Here is an 18973-nt window from a genome sequence, read left to right as displayed (position 1 = left end):
GTGCGCCGGCATCGGCTCCTTGCTCTCATCCAACGCTCGGCTAGTACTCGGCCAGCATTGAGGATTGCTCCCTAGCGTCGAAGGGCCAGTACAACTGCGCAACCTTCGACGAATTGGAGACACCATGTCATCTCATGCCCACGCAACAGCAGATCAGCTCGGCACCATCCGCTCCATCATGAAGAGCACGCGCATCGCGATGCTCACGAGCGTGTCCGCGGATGGCGCGCTTCACAGCCACCCCATGACCGTGCAGGAGGCAGAGTTCGATGGCGACTGCTGGTTCTTGGCTTCCGCCGAGTCGGACACCGTTCAGCAGCTGCTCGCGAATCCTCACGTCAACCTCGCGTACGCGGGTTCGTCTGAGTGGCTGTCGCTGGCCGGCTCCGCCGAAATTGTCCGGGATGGCGTCAAGAAAGAAGCGCTCTGGGACACCTTCACCGACGTGTGGTTCGACGGCGGTGCGGAAGATCCTTCGGTGGTGCTGATTCACGTGAAGGCCGACTCGGCACAGTATTGGGAGAGCCCCGGCAAAGTGGCGACTCTCGTTAGCGTTGTCGCTGCGAAGGTAACCGGGGATGAGCCTCACACCGGGTCATCCGAATCGGTCACGATCTAGTTCTCCAACAACACACGCTGAGAGGGACGAGGCTCTGATGAAACGACTGCCAGTATTGCGAAACGTTGACCGTCTAGAGGAAGCGGCCGCGCTCGATCCCGCTGTAGAGAAGACGCGGGGCGTCGTGGATGCAGTTCTTCGCCCGCGGTGGTTGCGAGACCTGCTGCATGGCGTTCCGCTGGGTCACCCCGTGCATCCGCTCGGTGTGCACGTTCCTCTGGGCGCGTGGATCTCGGCGGGCGTGCTGGATGCCCTGCCCGGAACCGAGAAGGCGTCGCGAGCACTCGTCGGAGTTGGTGTGCTGGGAGCGAGCGGAACGGCGGTCGCCGGATTTGCGGACTGGTCGAAGCTCGACGAGAAGCAGCAGCGTGTCGGCATCGTGCATGCCGCGGTCAACATTGTGGCGACAGGATTCTTCGCGGCATCCTTCGTGCAGCGCACCCGCGGAAAGCACACGAGTGGCAAGGTGCTGAGCTACGCGGGGCTGGCCATCGCGTCGGGCGGCGGCTACCTCGGTGGCCACCTGACCTACCGCCAAGCAGCGGGCGTCAGTCATGCTCCCGACGTCGAGGCGACCTTCCCCAGCGGGTGGCAGCAGCTAGCGCCGCTCACTGAGCTTGCGGATGGCTCACTCGAGAAGCGCGTTGTCGCCGATACCGAGGTGGTGGTCTTCCGTCGCGGAGGCCGCGTCTCCGTACTCTCGAACACGTGCAGCCACCTCGGAGCCGAACTCCACGACGGGTACGTCGTCGGCGATGACTCCACCCCGGGCGGGGCGTGTGTGGAATGCCCCTGGCATCAGAGTGCGTTCTCGCTCGACACGGGTGAAGTCATCCACGGGCCAGCGACAAGTCCGCAGCCACGCTTCGAGAGCCGAGTCGTGGATGGCACGGTGGAGATTCGGTTGCCGCTCTAGTCGAAGCGCAATCCCTCGGGGCGCGATCCGCGCAGGGCGAGCACGAGCACGATAAGGGCGCCGAGCGGGACGAGTGCGAGAAACGCCCACCCTCCCGAGAGGTTCGAGTCGTGGAGGCGCCGCACGGCAATGGCGATGCCGGGAACTGCTGTGAGCAACACCCAGCCTCCCGCGATGAAGGAGAGAAACACGAGTGCGGGAGAAGTAGCCGTGGTGGCACCGCTCCAGCTTGCGATGCTGAGAGTCGGATAAACCAGCGAGCCGAACGGGCCCACGGTGAGTTCAGTCACCATGGGGCGGCCGGCAATCAGAAGCGGCGCGACGACCTCCAACGCGGTGACCACAGCGATGTTCACGAGCATCCACCACCAGTATTCGCTGCGACTGGCGCGCCCGCGCATCCGGAACGAATGATCGAAGAACCGACGCATCGCGACTCGCATCGACGCCCCGAGGAGTGGTGCGCTCGCCGGCTCCATCGTGGGTGCTGCCGTGGCAGTGAAGGTCATGCCCACAGCTTAGGTGAGCGAATTTCGTTTCATAAGTCTAGGACGACGGTTTTTTCTCGGAGGAGCCGGGCAAGGTGGGGGCTGGGTTTCCCGAGGTTGCTGCCATTTGCGTCGCATGCTCGAGGAGCACGTGCTTAAGCTCAGCCACCTGCTTCGTGAGATCCGTGACTTCGCGACGGGTAGCGACATGCGAGAGCTCGTCTTGAGCCGCCACTCGTTCCACGATCCAGGAGGCGAGGGTTGCGGTCACGACACCGAGCAGGGCGATTCCGGCCACCATCACGCCAGCGGCAATCACCCGACCGAGCGTCGTCGCGGGATAGATGTCGCCGTAGCCGACGGTCGTGATCGTGACGAAGGCCCACCAGATGCCGTCGCCCAGATTGCTGATTTGGGTGCCGGTCACGCTGCGCTCGGTATCCAAAATGGCGAGCCCGGCGACAAACACGAGCAGGAGAGATGATCCGACCGCATAGGTGAGCACGCCACCGCGCACGGCGGTTCCCGCCCGACGTTGCAGCACGTTCAGAAGCGTGACCAAGCGTAGGAGGCGCAGCGGGCGCAACATCGGCAGCACGACAACAAACAGGTCGAAGAGGTGCTTTCTGAACCAGAACCAGCGTCGGTCAGCCAGTACCAGATTCACGAGGTAGTCGGCCACGAATACCACCCAGGTGACGGCGATGATGATTTCGGCGACGAGCATGGCGGTGCCGTCGAGGTTGGCGATCACTTCCCACGCATACGCGATAAGGAAAATTACGGCGGCAACGGTGAGCGGAATGTCCATGATCTGTTGCCAGCGCCGTTGAGTCATGGTGTCGAGCCTAGCGAGGCACAAGCGTCGTGCGGTGCAGAAAGCCGCTAAGGGGAGCCTGTGCTGGCTGGCCGGATGCCGCGAACGAGAGTACAACGAAGGTATGGCTACATTCCTTTCCGTAACGCTGCGCTCGGCCGTGCGTCGCTATCCGCTGGTTGCTCTCACGGTCGTGGTCGGCGTCGTGGGGCTCGCGCTGAACTGGACTCCGGCATCCGCCGTCGTTCCGTGGTTGTTGTCGCTCTATGCGCTGGCGGTTGCCGTGCGCGAGGGCGTGTCGATGGTGCGCAAGCTGCTGCAGCATCAGTTCGGGCTTGATGTGCTGGCGGTCACCGCGATCGTCGCGACGGTGGTCGTCGGCGAGTACTGGGCGAGCATCGTGATTGTGCTGATGCTCACCGGTGGTGAAGCACTCGAAGATTTTGCGGCTGGTCGCGCCAAGCGTGAGCTGAACGCGTTGCTCAGCCGTGTGCCTCAAACGGCCCATCGGCTGACGGCCGCCGGTGACCTGGTCGACGTGCCGGCCACTGAAGTGGCAGTCGGGGATCGTCTTGTGGTGCGTCCGTCTGAGATTGTGCCGGTGGATGCAGTGCTTGTCTCCGCAGCGACCGCCATCGACGAGTCATCCCTCACCGGTGAAAGCATGCCGGTTGAGAAAGTCACCGGAGACCTGTTGTTGAGCGGTTCAGTGAACGGGCCAGAGGCAGTCACAGTGCAGGCGAGCGCTCGCGCCGCTGACAGCCAATACCAAAGGATTGTCGAGCTCGTCACGGAAGCGGCCGAGAGCAAAGCACCGATCGTGCGCCTCGCCGATCGGTACGCGGTGCCGTTTACGCTCATCTCTATCGGCTTGGCTGCAATCGCGTGGTGGATTTCGGGTGACCCCGTGCGGTTCGCCGAAGTGCTCGTGGTGGCGACGCCATGTCCGCTGCTGATTGCGGCCCCGGTGGCGTTTATGGCCGGGATGTCGAGTGCCTCCACCTATGGCGTCGTCGTGAAGAACGCCGGCACTCTTGAGGTGCTCGCTCGGGCGAAAACTGTCGTGTTCGACAAAACAGGCACGCTCACGAGCGGTCGTCCCGTTGTGGTCGACGTTCGTCCGCAGGGCGCGCTAAGCCGCGACGAGCTGCTGGCCCTGGTGGCTGCCGCAGAACAGTATTCGTCTCACGTGCTCGCGGCATCCCTCGTTGATGCAGCGAAGCACGAGTCTCTCGACCTTCCTGAGGTGTCGGATGCCCGCGAAGTGGCGACCCACGGAGTGCAGGCTCGAATCGACGGCAGGCTCGTGACCGTCGGCAAGCCCGCGTTCGTCGCCGAACAGGCTTCCGCACTCACTGGCATCGATCTTGCGAGCGGTGAAGCTGCCGTCTACGTCGGCATCGATGATCAGTACGCCGGCGCGATCGTGCTGCGCGATGCTGTGCGGCCCGAAGCGGCCCGCACCCTGACAGGACTGCGCGAGCTGGGCATCCAGAAAACGTTGATGCTCACGGGGGATGTGGAGCAGACGGCGCGCAAGGTCGCCGACGAACTTCACATCAGCGAAGTTCATGCGGAATGCCTGCCTGAAGATAAGGTGCGTCTCGTGCACGCGACTAGCCCGCACCCGGTCGTGATGGTGGGGGACGGCGTAAACGATGCCCCCGTACTGGGAGCCGCTGATGTTGGCATCGCGATGGGCGCCAAGGGTTCGACGGCGGCGAGCGAGTCGGCTGACGTGGTGATTCTCGTCGACGATCTCTACCGCGTGGTCTCGGCGGTGCAGGTCAGTCAGCGCACGGTGCAGATTGCGTTGCAAAGCATTTGGATCGGTATCGCCATCAGCATCGGGCTCATGCTTTTTGCGATGACGGGAGCGCTGCCCGCTGTGGTCGGTGCGGCGCTGCAAGAAGTCGTTGACCTCGTCACAATCCTCAATGCGCTGCGGGCTCTGAGCCTCAAACGTCGCTTGCGCTAATACCCCGAGAAGTAGTCGGTGTGGATGCGGCGGGCTCCGTTAGCGCGCAGCGTCGCCTTGAGGTCGTTGACCAGGGCGGGCGGGCCCGAGAGATAGGCGCGGCGGTCAGCCAAATCGGGCACGAGCGCGGAGAGGGCGTCGCCGTTCATCCGTCCCTCGCTGCCGAGCACCCAGCCCTCAGGAAGCGACTCGACCGGCTGCGGCCCGAACACAATGACGCGCACGCCGGCTTCGACAAAGAGTCCGCTGAAGGGCAGTGTCTCAGTGCTTGAGGTGGCGTAGATCAGCACGATGTCGCGTTCGTCATCGTGCAGGTGAGAGTGCGCGATATGGCTGGCGAAAGGCGTGACACCGATGCCGCCGGCGACGAGCAAGAGCGGCTCGGTGGTCTTTCGCGGAAGTACGAAGTCGCCCCAGATGCCGGTGGCGTTCACATCAGCGCCGCGGGGCAGTGCCAGAAGCGCGGCTTTGAAGCTGCTCGATTTCTCAGGCGCCGTAAACGTAATCGACAGGGTTGCCCCCGCCGAGGGTGCTGACGAGATCGTGAAGTATCGACGCGCTCCCCGCAGGTCGGGCGAGGGATGCGGCAACGTGAGCTCAATGTATTGACCCGCCCGGAACGAGAGGGTGCGATGCGGGGCAAAGGTGAGTTCCCACGTGCCGGGAGCTATCTCTTCTGTTTCGGTGAGTGTCATACGGATGGTGCGGCGCTGGGTGAAGGCGAAAGCGACCAGGTTGCCGATGAGGAGTGCCAGCAGCGGGTCGCTGTAGAGGCTACCGATGGAGAACGGGATAGCGACGAGCAGCGCGACGAGGGCGGCGATGCTGAGGCGTTGCCACCGTCGTGGCGGCAACGTGAGGGGTTCGCTGAGCATGAAGCCGACGAAGAAGATCAACTGCGACGACGTGAAGGTCACGGCAATCGCTTCGGCAATGTCACCGCCATTGGCGAGCGTGAGAGCGATGCGGATGCTGGCCGCGAGCACCACAAAGGTGATCCCCAGATCGAGACGCTGGGTGCGATACAGGATGAGGAAGGCGGCGATCACGATCAGCGGCTGTAACCACGGTGTGCCAATCCACCAGGTGGGGAAGCCGATCGGAATCCAGTAGAAGACGTAGGCGCCGAGCGCAGCAGGGTTGAAAATATGGCGCCCGCGGAATGCGATCAGAAACTTGGATGCCGCCGCCGCTGTTGAGGCAAGCGCGATCGCCAGCAGCCCATCGAGTTGCAGGCTCGGTGCCATGATGAAGAACACGAGCAGCCCGGTGATGAGCGACGATTCGAGGTGAGCACGCTGCCGCACGATGCGGGCGCCGAGCCAGCTGGTGGCGACGCTGAACACGACTGCGATGGGCAGGCTGGCAAGCAGAGCGAAAGGGTCGGGGGAGATGAGGCCGACGAAGGCGAGCACGATCGAGGCCACACCGATGACGGCGAGGGAGCCAAGCACGAGGGTGTACATCGGCACGGCACCGAGGGTGCGATCTAGCCAGCGCTTCATAAAAACAATTCTCCGGTGAATCCCGGCGAGTGCTCTACTCGACCGGTGGACAGCATCCGCACCCACTGAAAATCGAACTCTTCGGCGAGCTTCGCGGGGTCGGCAAAAAACAGTGCGGTGGCGAGGCCGTCGGCTTCGAGCGCGGTGGGGGCAATTGCCCACGTGGCGATGATGCGGTCGGTGGGGAGGCCCGTGCGGGCATCCAGAATGTGGTGCAGCCCAGCCCACGCGCGTCGGTTGGGGGCTGAGGCGCAGATTGCCTCATTGCTCACGGTCACGACTCCGATGGCTTTGCTGGTGTCGAGCGGATGCTCCAGCGCGACCCGCAGTTCACCCGCGCCCCGGTGCAGCATGTCTCCGCTAGCATCCACCGTTGCCGCGGTGACGCCGTGCTCGGCGAGAACCGCGGCGACGAGATCGACGAGGTAGCCCTTGCCTGCGGCGCCGACGTCGAGCATGGCGGGCGTGAGGGTGGTGAGGGTACTGCCGTTCCAGCTGATGGCTTCGTGCCAGTCGGGCACGCGCGTGCGGGTCGCGGTGGGCTGCAACGAGTAGGTGCGGTCGTAGCCGAGCTCTTCCAGGGCGCGGCCCACGAGCGGACTCATGGCGCCGGCGGTGGCATCGTAGAGGCGGCGGTAAAGCTCGAACAGTGGGGGAGCATCCGCCGGGAAAAGGTAACTGCCGGGGGTTCGTGCAATGCGACTGACGAGGGAGTCGTCACGAAATCGCGAGTACGTGCGATCGAATTGCTCGATGCGGCGCTCGACTGCCGCGAACACCTCAGGGACGAGGGGTTCGGTGGTATCAATCTGCCAGGGCGCACCAATGGCATCGAACTGTTTACTGGGCGAGGGCATCCGCCTTGATGGCGTCGACTGCGTTGTTGAAACCGCCGCTCGTGAGGGAGGAGCCCGCTACTTTGTCGACGGAAAGTTCGTCGATCTTCTTGCCCACAACTTCGGCGGCGATTCCGTCAATGAACTCGCCTTGAAACTGCTTCGAGTTGGGGTTGTCTCCGTTGCCGACAACGGTGACGTCGGTAATGACGTTACTTTCGAGAGTGAGCGTCACGTCGACGTTTTCTTGGCCGTCGGGGGAGGTGTATTCGCCCGACTCTGTGTAGGTGCCGTCGGTGTACTCGGCACCGGTCGCGGTGGCATCGGGAACAGTCGTTTCAGCCGAACCGACATCCGCAGTGGTTGCCGTGCTTGAGCAGGCGGAGAGTGCACCCACGAGGGTGACACCGGCAAAGAGGGCAACGGCGGTCTTGTTGTCGGTGAGGCTGCGCATGGGGCTCCCAGAGGTAGGCGAGTGTTCAGTATGCCCGAGCAACCCTGACGGGAAGCTGGAACTTCGGCATCGCTCACGACGGTTGGTTGCCGTCAGCCGTCGAGTTGTGTTCCCTCGTCGCTACCGAGCGGATTGTGAGCATTCGGCACGCTTGTAGGCGGCGCACTGCTCTCTCCATCGTCGTCGCTCGGCGTTGCGTCATCCGAATCGTCGAATTCTGGAGCGGCATCGATGGCCTGCTCGAGTTCATCGACGAGGAGCGATTGGGGCGCGATGATTCCTCCCCGGTACCCGGCGCGAGCAATCATGTGCGCCGACACCGGAGCGGTGATCATTTGGAAGATGAGCAAGAAGATCAGCAGGAGAATCGTGGAGAGTTGACGTTCTTGCAGGGCGATGGCCAGGAGCACGAACGCTAAGCCCAGAATTTGGGGCTTGGTCGTCGCGTGCAGGCGTGCAATGGCATCCGGAAAACGGAGAAGGCCAACGCCGGCAGCGACGGAAAGGAAGCCGCCGAGCAAGAGAAATAGGCCGGTAAGGATGTCGAGGATTGAGTCGAGAATCATGAGTTGGTTCTCCTCGACACATAGCGCGCCACCACAACGGAACCGAGGAATGCGGTGCTCGCGAGCACGAGCATTGCGGGCAGGCTTCGCGTGTGGCCGTTGTAGACCATCTCCGCTCCTAGCGCGCAAATGATCGTCGTGAGCAGCATGTCTGAGGCGATCATGCGGTCAAGGATGGAGGGGCCGCGGATGATGCGGTAGAGCGCCAGCAGGCCGGCCACGAGCAGCATCACACCGACGGCAATAAATACCCATTCGCTCATCGGGTGGCCTCCGCTTCGTGAATCCGAGCAAGATCATCTTTCGATCCGATGGCGCGGACGATGCGCGCTTCGACAACGAGAACTTTGGTGCGCATCGCCTCGACGTCGGCGGCCGTTGTCGTATCGAAGGAGTGGAAATACAGGATGGCGCGTTCCCGATCGGCTTCAACGACGATGGATCCCGGAACTAGCGACATCGCAATCGCGTCGAGCGTCATGACGAAGTCGGAACGGGTGCACAGCTGAACCGCAATGACCGAGGACGTGGGAATCGGCCGCGGGTTCAGAGCCTGGAACGCCACCGTAAACGACGCTACGGTGACGTCGGCGATGAAGTGGGCGATAAAGACGAGCGAGTACCAGAGGTTCAGCCGCCCCGAAATATCGGCGGGGGGCAAATACAGCACTCGGGTCACGGCGATCGCCACGAGGAATCCGGTCAGGATGTTGAGCCACGAGAATTGGCCCCAGAGCACGCCCCAGAGCACCACGAGCCCGAGCAGCAGTGGCAACTGCTGCCAGACCCGGCCGCGAACTTCGGTGCGCGAGACCTTGCGTGCACTCGCTGATTCGGAGGCGGTCGGAGTCATTGACGCCGTTACAGAGGAGGGCTGGTTGTCATGAGGACTCATTCAAGGCCTCCCGGAAACACAGTGTTGACGTAGTAGGCCGGGCCATTGATGTTCTCACCGGCGTTAGCGCTCAGATCGAAGAGCGGGGTCGCGAAGACGGTGAGCGCGATGCTCACCGCCACCATCGCGACGGTGGCGCCGACCATGATTCGAGGTGTTGTGCGCACTGATTCGACGGTGGGGGAGCTTCCGGTTTCTGCCCGCATCGCCAACGGATTTTCGTAGTCGGCAACCTCTTCAGCATCGCGCCAGAAGATCATGCTCCACGCGCGAGCGAGGGCATAGAGAGTGAGCAGCGACACGGCCGCGCCGCAGCCGATCAGTACCCACGCGAGCACGGAACCGTTGTTGGCCCCGGCCTCGAACAGCGCCAGCTTGCCGAGGAATCCGGAGAAGGGAGGGATACCGCCCAAGTTCAACAGGGGGATGAAGAACAGCACCGCAATCATGGGACTGGTCTTGAGCATCCCGCCCAGTTTGTTGATGCCGGTCGTGCCACCTTGACGTTCCACCAACCCGGTGGCCAAGAAGAGGGTGGTCTGAACGGTGATGTGGTGAACGATGTAGAACGTGGCCGCGGCGAGGCCGGCCGCCGTGTCGATGCCGATACCGAACAGCATGTAGCCGATGTGGCTGATGAGCGTAAAGGACAACAGTCGCTTGATGTCGGACTGCGCAACGGCTCCCAGAATTCCGATCACCATCGTGAGCGCCGCCACAACGAGCAGCACCGTATTGAGTTGGCCATCCGGGAAGATGATCATTTCGGTGCGGATGATCGCGTAGACGCCGACTTTGGTGAGCAGGCCGGCGAAGACAGCCGTTACCGGCGCGGGCGCCATCGGGTAGGAGTCGGGCAGCCAGAACGACAGCGGGAAGACTGCAGCCTTGATGCCGAACCCAATCAGCAACATGACATGGAGGATCAACTGGATGTCGTCGGGCAACTCCGCGAGTCGCACGGTGAGCTGCGCGATGTTGACAGTGCCGGTCGCACCGTAAATCATGGCGATGGCCGCGAGGAAGATGGCGGAGGAGACCAGGCTCACGACGATGTACACGGTGCCGGCACGGATGCGCGGCTTGGTGCCCCCCACGGTGATCAGCACGTAGCTCGCGACGAGAAGGATCTCGAAACTGACATACAGGTTGAAGAGGTCACCCGCGACGAAGGCGTTGAAGACTCCGGTCGCCAAGATGAGGTAGGTCGGATAGTAGATCGAGACGGGAGTTTCGCGGTCGCCATCGGCGAGGCCTTGGCCCACCGAGAACACGAGAACGGCAAGAAGCACAGCGGCGGAGACGACGATCATGAGGGCCGAGAGCCGGTCGACCACGAGCACGATGCCGTAGGGGGCAGGCCACCCTCCGACTTCAACGGCAATTGCGCCATTGGTGTTGACGGCCACTAGCAAGGCGGCACCGATCAGGAGAACGGCGCTGAGCACGCTCACGGCAATGAGCGTTTGAACGCGGGGACGGTTGGCTTGGGTGAGAGCTGCTGCCGCGCCGAGCAATGGCAGGAGAACGACAAGAGTGGTTAGTGCGCTCATGCGTCTTCCTCCTTCTCGTCAATTTCTCGCTGTCTGCGTTCGGCCGCCAGGCTCTCTTGCTCCTCGCGTTCCTCTTGCTTCTTGAGGTCGAGGGCGGTGGAGATGGCCGCTGCGGCGCGAGTGCCGAACTCGGTGTCATCACCGTCAACGGCACGATCGGTGGTCACCGAGGTTTTCCTGCTGCCCATCGCGAGGTCTTCTGAATCGTCGTAGACCACATCAGCGTTGGCTAGTCGCCACGACCGGTAGATAAGGGCGAGCAGGAATGCTGAGACGCCGAAGGTAATCACGATGGCGGTCAGGATGAACGCCTGCGGCAGCGGATCGGCGGTGGCATCCTCTTCGCCAAAGAACGCTGCAGCTCCGGAGGGCCCCGAGACGATGAGGATCAGCAGGTTGGTGGCATTGCCCACGAGCAAGAACCCCAACAAAACGCGCGTCATGCTGCGCTCGAGAAGCAGGTATACCCCTACCGAGTAGAGCACGACCATGATGACGACGAGGGTGAGAGAGGCGTTCATATGGTGCTTCCGCTCTCGAGAGATTCAGAGGATTCTTCGCGCTGACGGTCGATCTCAGCTCCGAGGCTGCGGAGAACATCCAGCACCATTCCAATGACGACGAGGTAGACCCCGATATCGAAGAGGGTGGAGGTAGAGAACTCCACATGGCCGAGCACGGGAATCGTCGTTTCGAAGAAGGTGGAGGTAAGAGCATCCGCCCCCAAGAGCAGTGGCACGGTTGCGGTTCCCGCCGCGAGCACGAGCCCGACCCCAAGGATGCGCCCGGCGTCAAAGGGTGCCGCTGCGCCGAGTTCGTAGCGTCCACCGGCGAGGTAGCGGCCTGCCAGTGCGAGTCCCGCCACGAGACCGGCGGCGAACCCGCCTCCCGGCAAATTGTGGCCAGCAAACAAGAGGTAGATCGACAGCACGATCAGGGGGTGGAAGAGCAGGCGAATAACAACTTCGAGGAGAATCGACCGGTTCTCGGGAGCCAACTTGCGGCCCGCGAGTAGCCACGCGTTGCGCGTCGACGGGTCTTGAACGCCGGGCAGATACTCGGAGGAAACGACCTCACGCGACGGCTTGAGACGAGCGCGGATCGTTCCACGGGCGCGGGTTTCGGAGACGCGGGGCAGGTTGTCGGTGCGGCTGCGCAAGAACACCAGACTGGCGACGCCGGTGGCCGCAGCCACGATCACCGAGAGTTCTCCGAGGGTGTCCCAACCGCGGATGTCGACGAGCACCACGTTGACGACGTTGCGGCCGTGACCGATCTCGTACGCGAGTTCAGGCAGCGACGCGGAGATGGGATCTGCACTTCGGGCGCCGAGCGCGACGATGGCGACGATGCCCATGAGGAGGCCGACGGAGAGGCCAACGGCAGCACGCAAAACGCGTCGCGAACTGCCGTGCGCTTTGCCCAAGCGAGCAGGAAGTCGCCGGAGCACTAATACGAAGGCAATCAGAGTGACGGTCTCGACCAGCACCTGAGTGAGAGCGATATCGGGAGCACCGTGGAATGCGAACAACGCGGCCATGCCGTATCCCACGACTCCCACGAGCACAGCAGCTTGGAACCGCTTCTGGGCGCCGAGCAGGGCGAGGGCGGCAACGATCATGACCGTACCGATAGCGAGTTGCCCCGGGCTGTCAAAGAGTCGGATGGAGTCGGGCCACGTGCGATTCAGCGCCAGCGTGCTGCCTACCGAACCGACCATCACGAGCAGGATGACGGTGAGGTAGAACGGCAGCGAACCTCGTTGAGTGGTTGCTGTCACTCGCAGGGCAATGCGGTCGAGCGTGCGCAGGCCGGAGCGGTACAGCTTGTTCGAGTCGACCAGCGAGGGCACTCGGGACTGAAGCCTGAAGACCTGGGCGCGTGCCCAGAAGAGTGCGAGACCGCCGAGGAGGGTGGCGGCAGAGATAAAGAAGGCCGCATCGAAGCCGTGCCAGAGTTTGAGGGAATACTCGTAGCCCTCCGAGGGGAACAGCTGCGAATAGCCTTCGAGCACGGTTCCGATGGTGCCGAAGAGCGGTGCGAGCACGAGTCCAGTGAGCGCAAGAATCGCCGGCGACGACAGGAACCAGACATTCTCATGCAGCGGCCGCACTGTCTCGACGCCCTCTTTGCGGGCGAAGGCGCCCCAGAGGAAACGTGCGCTGTAGGCCACAGTGAGGGTGGACCCCACGGCGACTCCGACGACCGCGATCCAGCCGAGTGCCGATCCCGTGCTGGCGCTTTCGAGGAAGCTGGCGAGAACTGCTTCTTTGGCGACGAACCCGGCGGTGAAGGGGATACCGGCCATCGATGCTGCGGCGATGATCGCGACCGTGGCGAGGAAGGGCGCTTCGCGGCCGAGCCCGCTCAACTTGGTGAGGTCGCGCGTTCCGACGCGGTGGTCAATGAGCCCGACGACCATGAACAGCGCCGCCTTGAAGAGAGCGTGAGCAAGGAGCAGCGCAACTCCAGCGAGAGCCGCGGTGCGAGTGCCAAAACTCACGATCGTCAGCAAGAACCCGAGCTGACTGACGGTGCCATAGGCAAGCAAAAGTTTGAGGTCGACCTGGGTGAGCGCGCGCCATCCGCCCACCAACATCGTGAAGACTCCCAACCCAAGGAGCAGCGGCTGCCAGCCGGGGGTTTCAGCGAACCCGGGTGCCAGTCGAGCGATGAGGTAGATACCAGCCTGCACCATCGCGGCAGCATGCAGATAGGCGCTGACCGGGGTCGGGGCGGCCATCGCCGAGGGCAGCCAAAACTGGAACGGAACGATGGCCGACTTGCTGAGCGCGCCCACGAGAATCAGCATGATCGCGATGGTGACAGTGGTGCCCTCGGGGGCGAGGTCGATGAGCCGCGCCAAGCTGGCAGTGCCGGTGCGTTCGGCCAGCATGACGAGCCCAACCAACATCACGAGCCCACCGGCGGTCGTGACGATGAGGGCCTGCATTGCAGCAATGCGGCTCGCGAGTCGACCGGTGTTGTGGCCGATAAGGAGGAACGAGAATACCGTCGTGGCTTCCCACAGGATGAAGAGCAAGTAGACGTTGTCGGCGATCACGAGGCCGTACATCGTGCCCGTGAACGCGAGGAAGACCGCAGCGAAGCGACCAAGACCTTCTTCGGTGGCAGCGAAGTACTTGATGCAATAGAGCATCACGAGTGTGCCGACGCCGGTAACGACGAGGGCAAGCAGCCACGAGAGGGTGTCTACCCGAAAACTCAGATCGAGGTTCAGCTGGGAGATCCACGGAATGGTTTGCGTCGGCGGCGTATCGGCGAGAACGGCGGGAGTCTGCAGCAGGGTGTAGATAAATGCCGCTGCGGGAATGATGGCCGTGACGAAGAAAACACGAACGCCAATGCGGCGGGTGAGCGCAGGGATCACGAGGGAAACGAGCGCGAACGCACCGAGCAGCGCTATCACAGGGCTCTCCGCTGTGAGCTGGGGCTGGAACCTTGCGGATTCAGTGCAGTTCTCCCTTAGGGTGCTCGATCTGGTAGTCGAGTGCTGCAGCGCAACCAGGGCGAGTGGTGTTGCGGCAGAGTGGCGAGATGGTCGGTGTCTTCGTCACGAACATTCTACCGGACGAATATCTGGACGGGTGGTGAAGTCGTCGATGGGGGTGCTGCAGGGATTCGCAGAGACCACTTCGGCAATCCTCCCTCGATCACACTGGGTAGCTCTAAAGTCGATGGCATGGCAGAAATAGTGATTGTCGACTCGAAGGAGGCGGCGGGCGAAGTCGCTGCCGACCTTATCGAAGCGCTCGTGCGTCAGGCTCCGGATGCCGTCCTAGGCCTAGCAACCGGGTCGACGCCCTTAACAACGTGGGCTGCGCTCGCGGCTCGAGCCCTCGACCTTTCTGCTGTGCGGGGTTTCGCCCTCGATGAATATGTCGGATTGCCTGCGGGGCATCCCGAAAGCTACCGCTCGGTCATCACGCGCGAAGTTGTTGAACCGCTCGGGTTGACGCCCGAGCTCGTGCAGGTGCCGGCCGAGAGCGGGCCCATCGAAACGGCGGGTGATGACTATGAGCGCGCGATTGTGGCGGCCGGTGGTGTTGACCTGCAGATTCTGGGAATCGGTTCGACGGGGCACATTGGGTTCAACGAGCCTGGATCGTCGTTCGCCTCCCTCACGCGAGTGAAGACGCTGACCCAGCAGACCCGACTCGACAACGCGCGCTTTTTCGATTCGCCCGATGATGTGCCCAAGCACTGCATCACGCAGGGGCTCGGCACTATTCAACGCGCGGGCCACCTTGTCTTGTTGGCGTTTGGTGAGGCGAAGGCGGCGGCGCTCGCGGGAGCGGTCGAGGGGCCGGTGACGGCGAGCCTTCCGGGATCGGCAATTCAGTTGCATTCAACCGTCACGGTAATTGTGGATGAGGCTGCGGCATCCGAGCTGAAGTATGCCGACTACTACCGGTATTCGTGGGATAACCGACTCGACTGGGAACGGTTGCGCTAAGTCATGACGAACTATGTGGCGCTGCTTCGCGGCATCAATGTGGGCGGCTCAAACGTGATCAGCATGGCGGCGTTGAAAGAGTGCTTCGCCGATGCTGGCTTCGGTGACGTGCGCACCTACATCCAGAGCGGCAACGTCGTGTTCGCCTCTGATGCAAACGGCAGTGCCGAGCTCGAAGTCACAATTGAGCGGATGCTGCGCGAGCGGTTGGGCGCAGACATCCTCACCGTCGTGCGTTCCCGCGACGAGTTCGCGGCGACCGTGGCGGCCGCCCCGAGTAACCACGGTGCTGCGGAACTGCTGAGCGACGTGCTCTTTCTCAAGCGGCCTCTGACGGCCGCCGAAGCACTGACGCAACTGCCCGAACTCCATCCGCAGGTCGACTCTGTTTCAGCCGGCCCAGACGCGCTCTACTTCTCGCGCACCGTTGTCGATTCAGCGAAATCGCGCGTCGACCGACTGCGCGCAAACCGGCTCTCTAAGCGGATGACGGTGCGCAACTGGCGCACAACCTTGAAACTGCGCGACCTGCTCGAGGTCGATTAGCGGAAAATAATCGTGCGTGCCCCATCGAGCAGCACGCGGTCTTCGGCGAACCATTTCACGGCCTGCGTGAGGGTGCGGCTCTCTTCGTCTTGACCGATCGACCTGAGTTCGCTTGAGGTGCTCGCGTGATCCACGCGCACGACGTTTTGCTCAATGATCGGGCCCTCGTCGAGGTCGCTCGTCACGAAGTGCGCGGTCGCACCGATGAGCTTCACGCCGCGAGCGTGGGCCTGCTTGTAGGGGTTCGCGCCCTTGAAGCCGGGCAAGAAGGAGTGGTGGATGTTGATGATCTTGCCACTCAACTGCGCGCACAGTTCAGGCGACAGAATCTGCATGTAACGGGCGAGCACCACGAGCTCAATGTCGTGCTCTTCGACAACTTCGATGATGCGCTCTTCGAACGCCAACTTCTGGCCAGGTGTGGTGACCGCGTGCGACTCGAACGGCACCTCATAGAACGCGGCGAGCGAGCCAAGGTCGGGGTGGTTGCTCATGATCAGCGGCATATCGATGGGCAACTGGCCAGCGCGCTGGCGGTAGAGAAGGTCGTTGACGCAGTGTCCAGCCTTGGATGCCAACACGAGAGTACGCAGCGGGCGCCCCACAACGTCGAGTTGCCATTCCATCGCGTACCGCTCGGTCACGGGGGCGAGAGCGTGCTCGAATACTTCGCGCGGAGCATCCGATTCCACTTGGAGGCGCATGAAGAAACGGCCGGTGTCTCCGCTGGAGAACTGCTGCGATTCGGTGATGTTGCCGCCGGCCTCAACGATGGCGCCACTGATGGCGTGAACGATGCCGGGCTTGTCATCACAAGTGAGAGTTACGATCCAGTGCATTGAGGTAGTCACTGATTTAGCGTACCGGTGCTCACGGTAGAGTTAGTCAAACATGAGCACGCCACACACTTCCTCGCCATCGTCTTCTCAAGCATTTCCGTGGGCGGGCCTCTTCACTCTCTCGGCACTGATCTTCACCTCGGTAACCAGCGAATGGTTGCCCACCGGTTTGTTGCCGGAGATCGCCGCCGAGTTGTCGGTGTCAGAGTCGCAGGTCGGTCTGCTCATCACGATCTTCGCCGCGACTGTCGTTGTCTCTACGGCTCCGCTCGCCGCGCTCACGCGTAACCAGCCCCGCAAGAAGCTCGTGATCATCGTGCTGATTGTCTTCGTGATCGGCAACCTGCTTGCTGCCGTGGCGCCCAACTATGCGGTGCTCGTGATCGCCCGCATCATCGGTGGGCTTTCGCACGGACTGTTCTGGGCGGTAGTCGGTGCTTACTCGGCTCACCTCGTTCCGCCGCACCAGGTTGGCCGCGCCGTTGCTGTCACGAGCGCGGGCGCGACTGCCGCCTTCGTGCTCGGAGTGCCCGTCGGAACCGCTCTCGGTCACGCCCTCGGCTGGCGCCTCGCCTTTGTCGTCATCGCGATCATCATCGCGGCCCTCACCATCATGGTCGTGCGCATCTTGCCGCCTGTCGATCACCAGCAGCCCCTCGCCACCGGCGAGATCTCGATCCCGCTGCGCAAAGACCGGTCAGTTCCCGGCGTGATCTACGTGTGTATCTTGGTCGCTCTCGTGATGCTCGGCCACAACCTCTTCTACACCTACATCGTTCCGTACCTCATCGGCCCGGCCGGAATCGACACCGGTGCCGTCGCCGGCGTGCTCCTCATCTTCGGTGCCGCTGGTGCGCTCGGGCTCGCGCTCGCCGGTCTCCTGATCGACCGCTTCCCGCGCAGCATCATCCCCGTCACCGTTGCGCTCGTCGCTATCTGCGCCGTGCTGCTCGCCATGTTCCCCGCCGAGCCCGCCATCATGTTCACCGTCATCGTCGTCTGGGGAACCGCCTTCGGTGGCGTTCCCGCGATGATGCAAACGCGACTCCTACAGTTGGCCTCTCCGCGGATGCGCGACGTCGGCTCGGCCTACCTCACGACCTCGTTCAACATCGGTATCGGTGGCGGCGCGCTCGTGGGCGGCATCCTGCTCGACAACTACGGGGTCATCTCGTTGCCCTACGTCGACGCCGCCATTCTGGGCGTTGCTGTGATCTTCGCGATCATCGGCGGCGAACTGCTTAGGCGACGAGGCGCGAAGGCCGCGGCAATTCGCGACCAGCAGCCCACACCGCCCGTACCTTAAGGTCGGCATCGAGCAGCACGGCGTCAGCGGCAAATCCGGGTGCAAGCGAACCTAGGTCGCCGGAGCGCCCAATGGCCCGGGCAGGAACAGCGGTAGCCGCGGCAACAGCCTGGGGAACGCTCAATCCCACTTCGGTGACAGCGCGGCGCACCGCGGCATCCATTGTCAAGGTCGATCCGGCAATTGCGTCGCTGTCGCTCAAGCGGGCAACGCCGTCGGTCACCGTGACATCGAGAGAGCCGAGAAGGTAGTGGCCATCACCAGCGCAGGTCGCAGCCATCGCGTCGGTAACCAGCGCGACGCGGCCCGGGGCTGAAGCGAACAACATTTTTACGACATCCGGATGCACATGCACGCCGTCATTGATGACCTCAAGCGTGACACCGGGGGAGTGGAAAGCGGCAGCCACCGGGCCGGGAGCGCGGTGATGGATTTCGCGCATGCCGTTGAACGCGTGCGTCAAAATGCTGGCGCCAGCCTCGAACGCGGCGCGAGTCTCGGCGTAGGTGGCGGCCGTGTGGCCAACCGCTACGCGCACATCGGCGGCGACGAACTGGGCAACAGCGTCGGCGCCGCCCGAAAGCTCAGGGGCCAGTGTGACCTGGCGCAGCGTGCCATTGGCCGCAGCCAATAGCTGCTCGATCTCGGTGGGCGTGGGGGCGCGAAGTGTGGCCGGGTTGTGTGCTCCGCGAAACTCGTTGTCGATAAACGGACCCTCGAGGTGGCTGCCCAACACGAGCGGATCGCGGTGCGCGAGTGCGGCGACCTCGGTCAACCGTTCAACCAGGTATTCGTGGCAATCACTAATCAACGAGAGAACAGACCGAGTGGTGCCATGACTGCGGTGGGCGGCAAGCGCCGTTGTGATGGCATCCAGCCCATCGTCGAAGGAGACTCCGTTGGCTCCATGAGAGTGGATGTCGATGAAGCCGGGAGTAAGAAAGTCGCCTTCGGCGTCGGTAACGATGGTTGCCGCATCCGCTCCCTCGCGCCAGGAGTCCCCAGTGCCGGTGGCCGCAATGCTGTCGTTCGTGAACGCTACCCACGCGTTGTCGCGCTGCACACCGTCGCTCACGAGCGTCGCGGAGTGGATGATGCGGGTAAACATGGGTTCCGTTCAGGGGAGGAAGGGTGCTCTCAGGCGTGGCGTTTAGCGCGACGATGTAGTCCAAAGTCTG

General features: G+C 63.0%; 19 protein-coding genes. 6 read left to right on the top strand and 13 right to left on the bottom strand.

What is annotated here, in order from left to right; translation table 11 throughout:
* Positions 1-124 precede the first annotated feature (124 nt).
* Positions 125-619: a pyridoxamine 5'-phosphate oxidase family protein gene (locus ACWFSR_RS11505; protein ID WP_197106374.1), complete on the top strand. Its 495-nt coding sequence runs from the start codon at positions 125-127 to the stop codon at positions 617-619.
* Positions 620-656: 37 nt separating this feature from the next.
* Positions 657-1535, top strand: a complete 879-nt coding sequence (locus ACWFSR_RS11500) for a Rieske 2Fe-2S domain-containing protein (RefSeq protein WP_447522422.1) — start codon at positions 657-659, stop codon at positions 1533-1535.
* Here ACWFSR_RS11500 and ACWFSR_RS11495 read toward each other — a convergent pair.
* Positions 1532-2044: a DUF805 domain-containing protein gene (locus ACWFSR_RS11495; RefSeq protein WP_447522421.1), complete on the bottom strand. Its 513-nt coding sequence runs from the start codon at positions 2042-2044 to the stop codon at positions 1532-1534. The two genes, ACWFSR_RS11500 and ACWFSR_RS11495, sit on opposite strands and share 4 nt — an antisense overlap.
* 37 nt (positions 2045-2081) lie before the next feature.
* Positions 2082-2861, bottom strand: a complete 780-nt coding sequence (locus tag ACWFSR_RS11490) for a potassium channel family protein (protein WP_197106371.1) — start codon at positions 2859-2861, stop codon at positions 2082-2084.
* A gap of 103 nt (positions 2862-2964) precedes the next feature.
* On the opposite strand from ACWFSR_RS11490, the gene ACWFSR_RS11485 reads away from it, so the two are divergent.
* Positions 2965-4818, top strand: a complete 1854-nt coding sequence (locus ACWFSR_RS11485) for a heavy metal translocating P-type ATPase (RefSeq protein ID WP_447522420.1) — start codon at positions 2965-2967, stop codon at positions 4816-4818.
* Here ACWFSR_RS11485 and ACWFSR_RS11480 read toward each other — a convergent pair.
* The 9 genes from ACWFSR_RS11480 to ACWFSR_RS11440 all read right to left on the bottom strand — a co-directional run bounded on the left by ACWFSR_RS11480 (position 4815) and on the right by ACWFSR_RS11440 (position 14057).
* Complete coding sequence (locus tag ACWFSR_RS11480) at positions 4815-6323, bottom strand: FAD-dependent oxidoreductase (protein ID WP_447522419.1); 1509 nt, start codon at positions 6321-6323, stop codon at positions 4815-4817. The genes ACWFSR_RS11485 and ACWFSR_RS11480 overlap by 4 nt on opposite strands.
* Entirely contained in the window at positions 6320-7180 is an 861-nt protein-coding gene (locus tag ACWFSR_RS11475; RefSeq protein WP_447522418.1) for an FAD:protein FMN transferase, read from the bottom strand. Before ACWFSR_RS11475 ends, ACWFSR_RS11480 begins: the two co-directional genes overlap by 4 nt.
* On the bottom strand, positions 7164-7613 hold the full coding sequence (locus tag ACWFSR_RS11470; protein ID WP_447522417.1) for an FMN-binding protein: 450 nt from the start codon (positions 7611-7613) through the stop codon (positions 7164-7166). Before ACWFSR_RS11470 ends, ACWFSR_RS11475 begins: the two co-directional genes overlap by 17 nt.
* 92 nt (positions 7614-7705) lie before the next feature.
* A complete protein-coding gene (gene mnhG / locus ACWFSR_RS11465; RefSeq protein ID WP_197106366.1) occupies positions 7706-8179 on the bottom strand; it encodes a monovalent cation/H(+) antiporter subunit G in 474 nt (157 codons plus the stop codon).
* Entirely contained in the window at positions 8176-8442 is a 267-nt protein-coding gene (locus ACWFSR_RS11460; RefSeq protein ID WP_197106365.1) for a monovalent cation/H+ antiporter complex subunit F, read from the bottom strand. Before ACWFSR_RS11460 ends, mnhG begins: the two co-directional genes overlap by 4 nt.
* On the bottom strand, positions 8439-9074 hold the full coding sequence (locus ACWFSR_RS11455) for a Na+/H+ antiporter subunit E (protein WP_447522416.1): 636 nt from the start codon (positions 9072-9074) through the stop codon (positions 8439-8441). The genes ACWFSR_RS11460 and ACWFSR_RS11455 overlap by 4 nt, the downstream gene beginning before the upstream one ends.
* Positions 9071-10627, bottom strand: a complete 1557-nt coding sequence (locus ACWFSR_RS11450; protein WP_197106363.1) for a Na+/H+ antiporter subunit D — start codon at positions 10625-10627, stop codon at positions 9071-9073. The genes ACWFSR_RS11455 and ACWFSR_RS11450 overlap by 4 nt, the downstream gene beginning before the upstream one ends.
* A complete protein-coding gene (locus ACWFSR_RS11445) occupies positions 10624-11148 on the bottom strand; it encodes a Na(+)/H(+) antiporter subunit C (protein WP_197106362.1) in 525 nt (174 codons plus the stop codon). The genes ACWFSR_RS11450 and ACWFSR_RS11445 overlap by 4 nt, the downstream gene beginning before the upstream one ends.
* Positions 11145-14057, bottom strand: a complete 2913-nt coding sequence (locus ACWFSR_RS11440) for a Na+/H+ antiporter subunit A (RefSeq protein WP_447522415.1) — start codon at positions 14055-14057, stop codon at positions 11145-11147. The genes ACWFSR_RS11445 and ACWFSR_RS11440 overlap by 4 nt, the downstream gene beginning before the upstream one ends.
* 273 nt (positions 14058-14330) lie before the next feature.
* On the opposite strand from ACWFSR_RS11440, the gene ACWFSR_RS11435 reads away from it, so the two are divergent.
* Positions 14331-15104 carry a glucosamine-6-phosphate deaminase gene (locus ACWFSR_RS11435; protein ID WP_197106360.1) on the top strand — a complete coding sequence of 258 codons (774 nt, stop codon included), beginning with the start codon at positions 14331-14333 and terminating at the stop codon, positions 15102-15104.
* A 3-nt stretch (positions 15105-15107) separates the two neighbouring features.
* The gene (locus ACWFSR_RS11430) at positions 15108-15650 is read left to right on the top strand and encodes a DUF1697 domain-containing protein (RefSeq protein ID WP_447522414.1); all 543 of its coding nucleotides are present in this window, start codon (positions 15108-15110) and stop codon (positions 15648-15650) included.
* Here ACWFSR_RS11430 and purU read toward each other — a convergent pair.
* Positions 15647-16489, bottom strand: coding sequence for a formyltetrahydrofolate deformylase (gene purU / locus ACWFSR_RS11425; RefSeq protein ID WP_197110145.1), 843 nt, complete (start codon positions 16487-16489; stop codon positions 15647-15649). The two genes, ACWFSR_RS11430 and purU, sit on opposite strands and share 4 nt — an antisense overlap.
* Positions 16490-16541: 52 nt before the next feature.
* Between purU and ACWFSR_RS11420 the strand changes: the two genes are divergently transcribed.
* On the top strand, positions 16542-17795 hold the full coding sequence (locus ACWFSR_RS11420) for an MFS transporter (RefSeq protein ID WP_197106358.1): 1254 nt from the start codon (positions 16542-16544) through the stop codon (positions 17793-17795).
* Here the strand turns inward: ACWFSR_RS11420 and nagA are convergent.
* Complete coding sequence (gene nagA, locus ACWFSR_RS11415) at positions 17731-18903, bottom strand: N-acetylglucosamine-6-phosphate deacetylase (RefSeq protein ID WP_447522413.1); 1173 nt, start codon at positions 18901-18903, stop codon at positions 17731-17733. The genes ACWFSR_RS11420 and nagA overlap by 65 nt on opposite strands.
* Positions 18904-18973 lie beyond the last annotated feature (70 nt).

The sequence above is a fragment of the Salinibacterium sp. NYA9b genome, from assembly GCF_976973725.1.
Note: the sequence above shows the minus strand (reverse complement) of the source record. Positions and strands in the feature narration are given on the sequence as shown.

Coding starts and splice junctions, on each gene's coding strand:
- nagA (WP_447522413.1), bottom strand. CDS start 18,903: ATGTTTACCCGCATCATCCACTCCGCGACGCTCGTGAGCGACGGTGTG.
- ACWFSR_RS11485 (WP_447522420.1), top strand. CDS start 2,965: ATGGCTACATTCCTTTCCGTAACGCTGCGCTCGGCCGTGCGTCGCTAT.
- ACWFSR_RS11490 (WP_197106371.1), bottom strand. CDS start 2,861: ATGACTCAACGGCGCTGGCAACAGATCATGGACATTCCGCTCACCGTT.
- ACWFSR_RS11420 (WP_197106358.1), top strand. CDS start 16,542: ATGAGCACGCCACACACTTCCTCGCCATCGTCTTCTCAAGCATTTCCG.
- ACWFSR_RS11475 (WP_447522418.1), bottom strand. CDS start 7,180: ATGCCCTCGCCCAGTAAACAGTTCGATGCCATTGGTGCGCCCTGGCAG.
- purU (WP_197110145.1), bottom strand. CDS start 16,489: ATGCACTGGATCGTAACTCTCACTTGTGATGACAAGCCCGGCATCGTT.
- ACWFSR_RS11455 (WP_447522416.1), bottom strand. CDS start 9,074: ATGAGTCCTCATGACAACCAGCCCTCCTCTGTAACGGCGTCAATGACT.
- ACWFSR_RS11445 (WP_197106362.1), bottom strand. CDS start 11,148: ATGAACGCCTCTCTCACCCTCGTCGTCATCATGGTCGTGCTCTACTCG.
- ACWFSR_RS11495 (WP_447522421.1), bottom strand. CDS start 2,044: ATGACCTTCACTGCCACGGCAGCACCCACGATGGAGCCGGCGAGCGCA.
- mnhG (WP_197106366.1), bottom strand. CDS start 8,179: ATGATTCTCGACTCAATCCTCGACATCCTTACCGGCCTATTTCTCTTG.
- ACWFSR_RS11505 (WP_197106374.1), top strand. CDS start 125: ATGTCATCTCATGCCCACGCAACAGCAGATCAGCTCGGCACCATCCGC.
- ACWFSR_RS11480 (WP_447522419.1), bottom strand. CDS start 6,323: ATGAAGCGCTGGCTAGATCGCACCCTCGGTGCCGTGCCGATGTACACC.
- ACWFSR_RS11460 (WP_197106365.1), bottom strand. CDS start 8,442: ATGAGCGAATGGGTATTTATTGCCGTCGGTGTGATGCTGCTCGTGGCC.
- ACWFSR_RS11470 (WP_447522417.1), bottom strand. CDS start 7,613: ATGCGCAGCCTCACCGACAACAAGACCGCCGTTGCCCTCTTTGCCGGT.
- ACWFSR_RS11450 (WP_197106363.1), bottom strand. CDS start 10,627: ATGAGCGCACTAACCACTCTTGTCGTTCTCCTGCCATTGCTCGGCGCG.
- ACWFSR_RS11500 (WP_447522422.1), top strand. CDS start 657: ATGAAACGACTGCCAGTATTGCGAAACGTTGACCGTCTAGAGGAAGCG.
- ACWFSR_RS11430 (WP_447522414.1), top strand. CDS start 15,108: ATGACGAACTATGTGGCGCTGCTTCGCGGCATCAATGTGGGCGGCTCA.
- ACWFSR_RS11435 (WP_197106360.1), top strand. CDS start 14,331: ATGGCAGAAATAGTGATTGTCGACTCGAAGGAGGCGGCGGGCGAAGTC.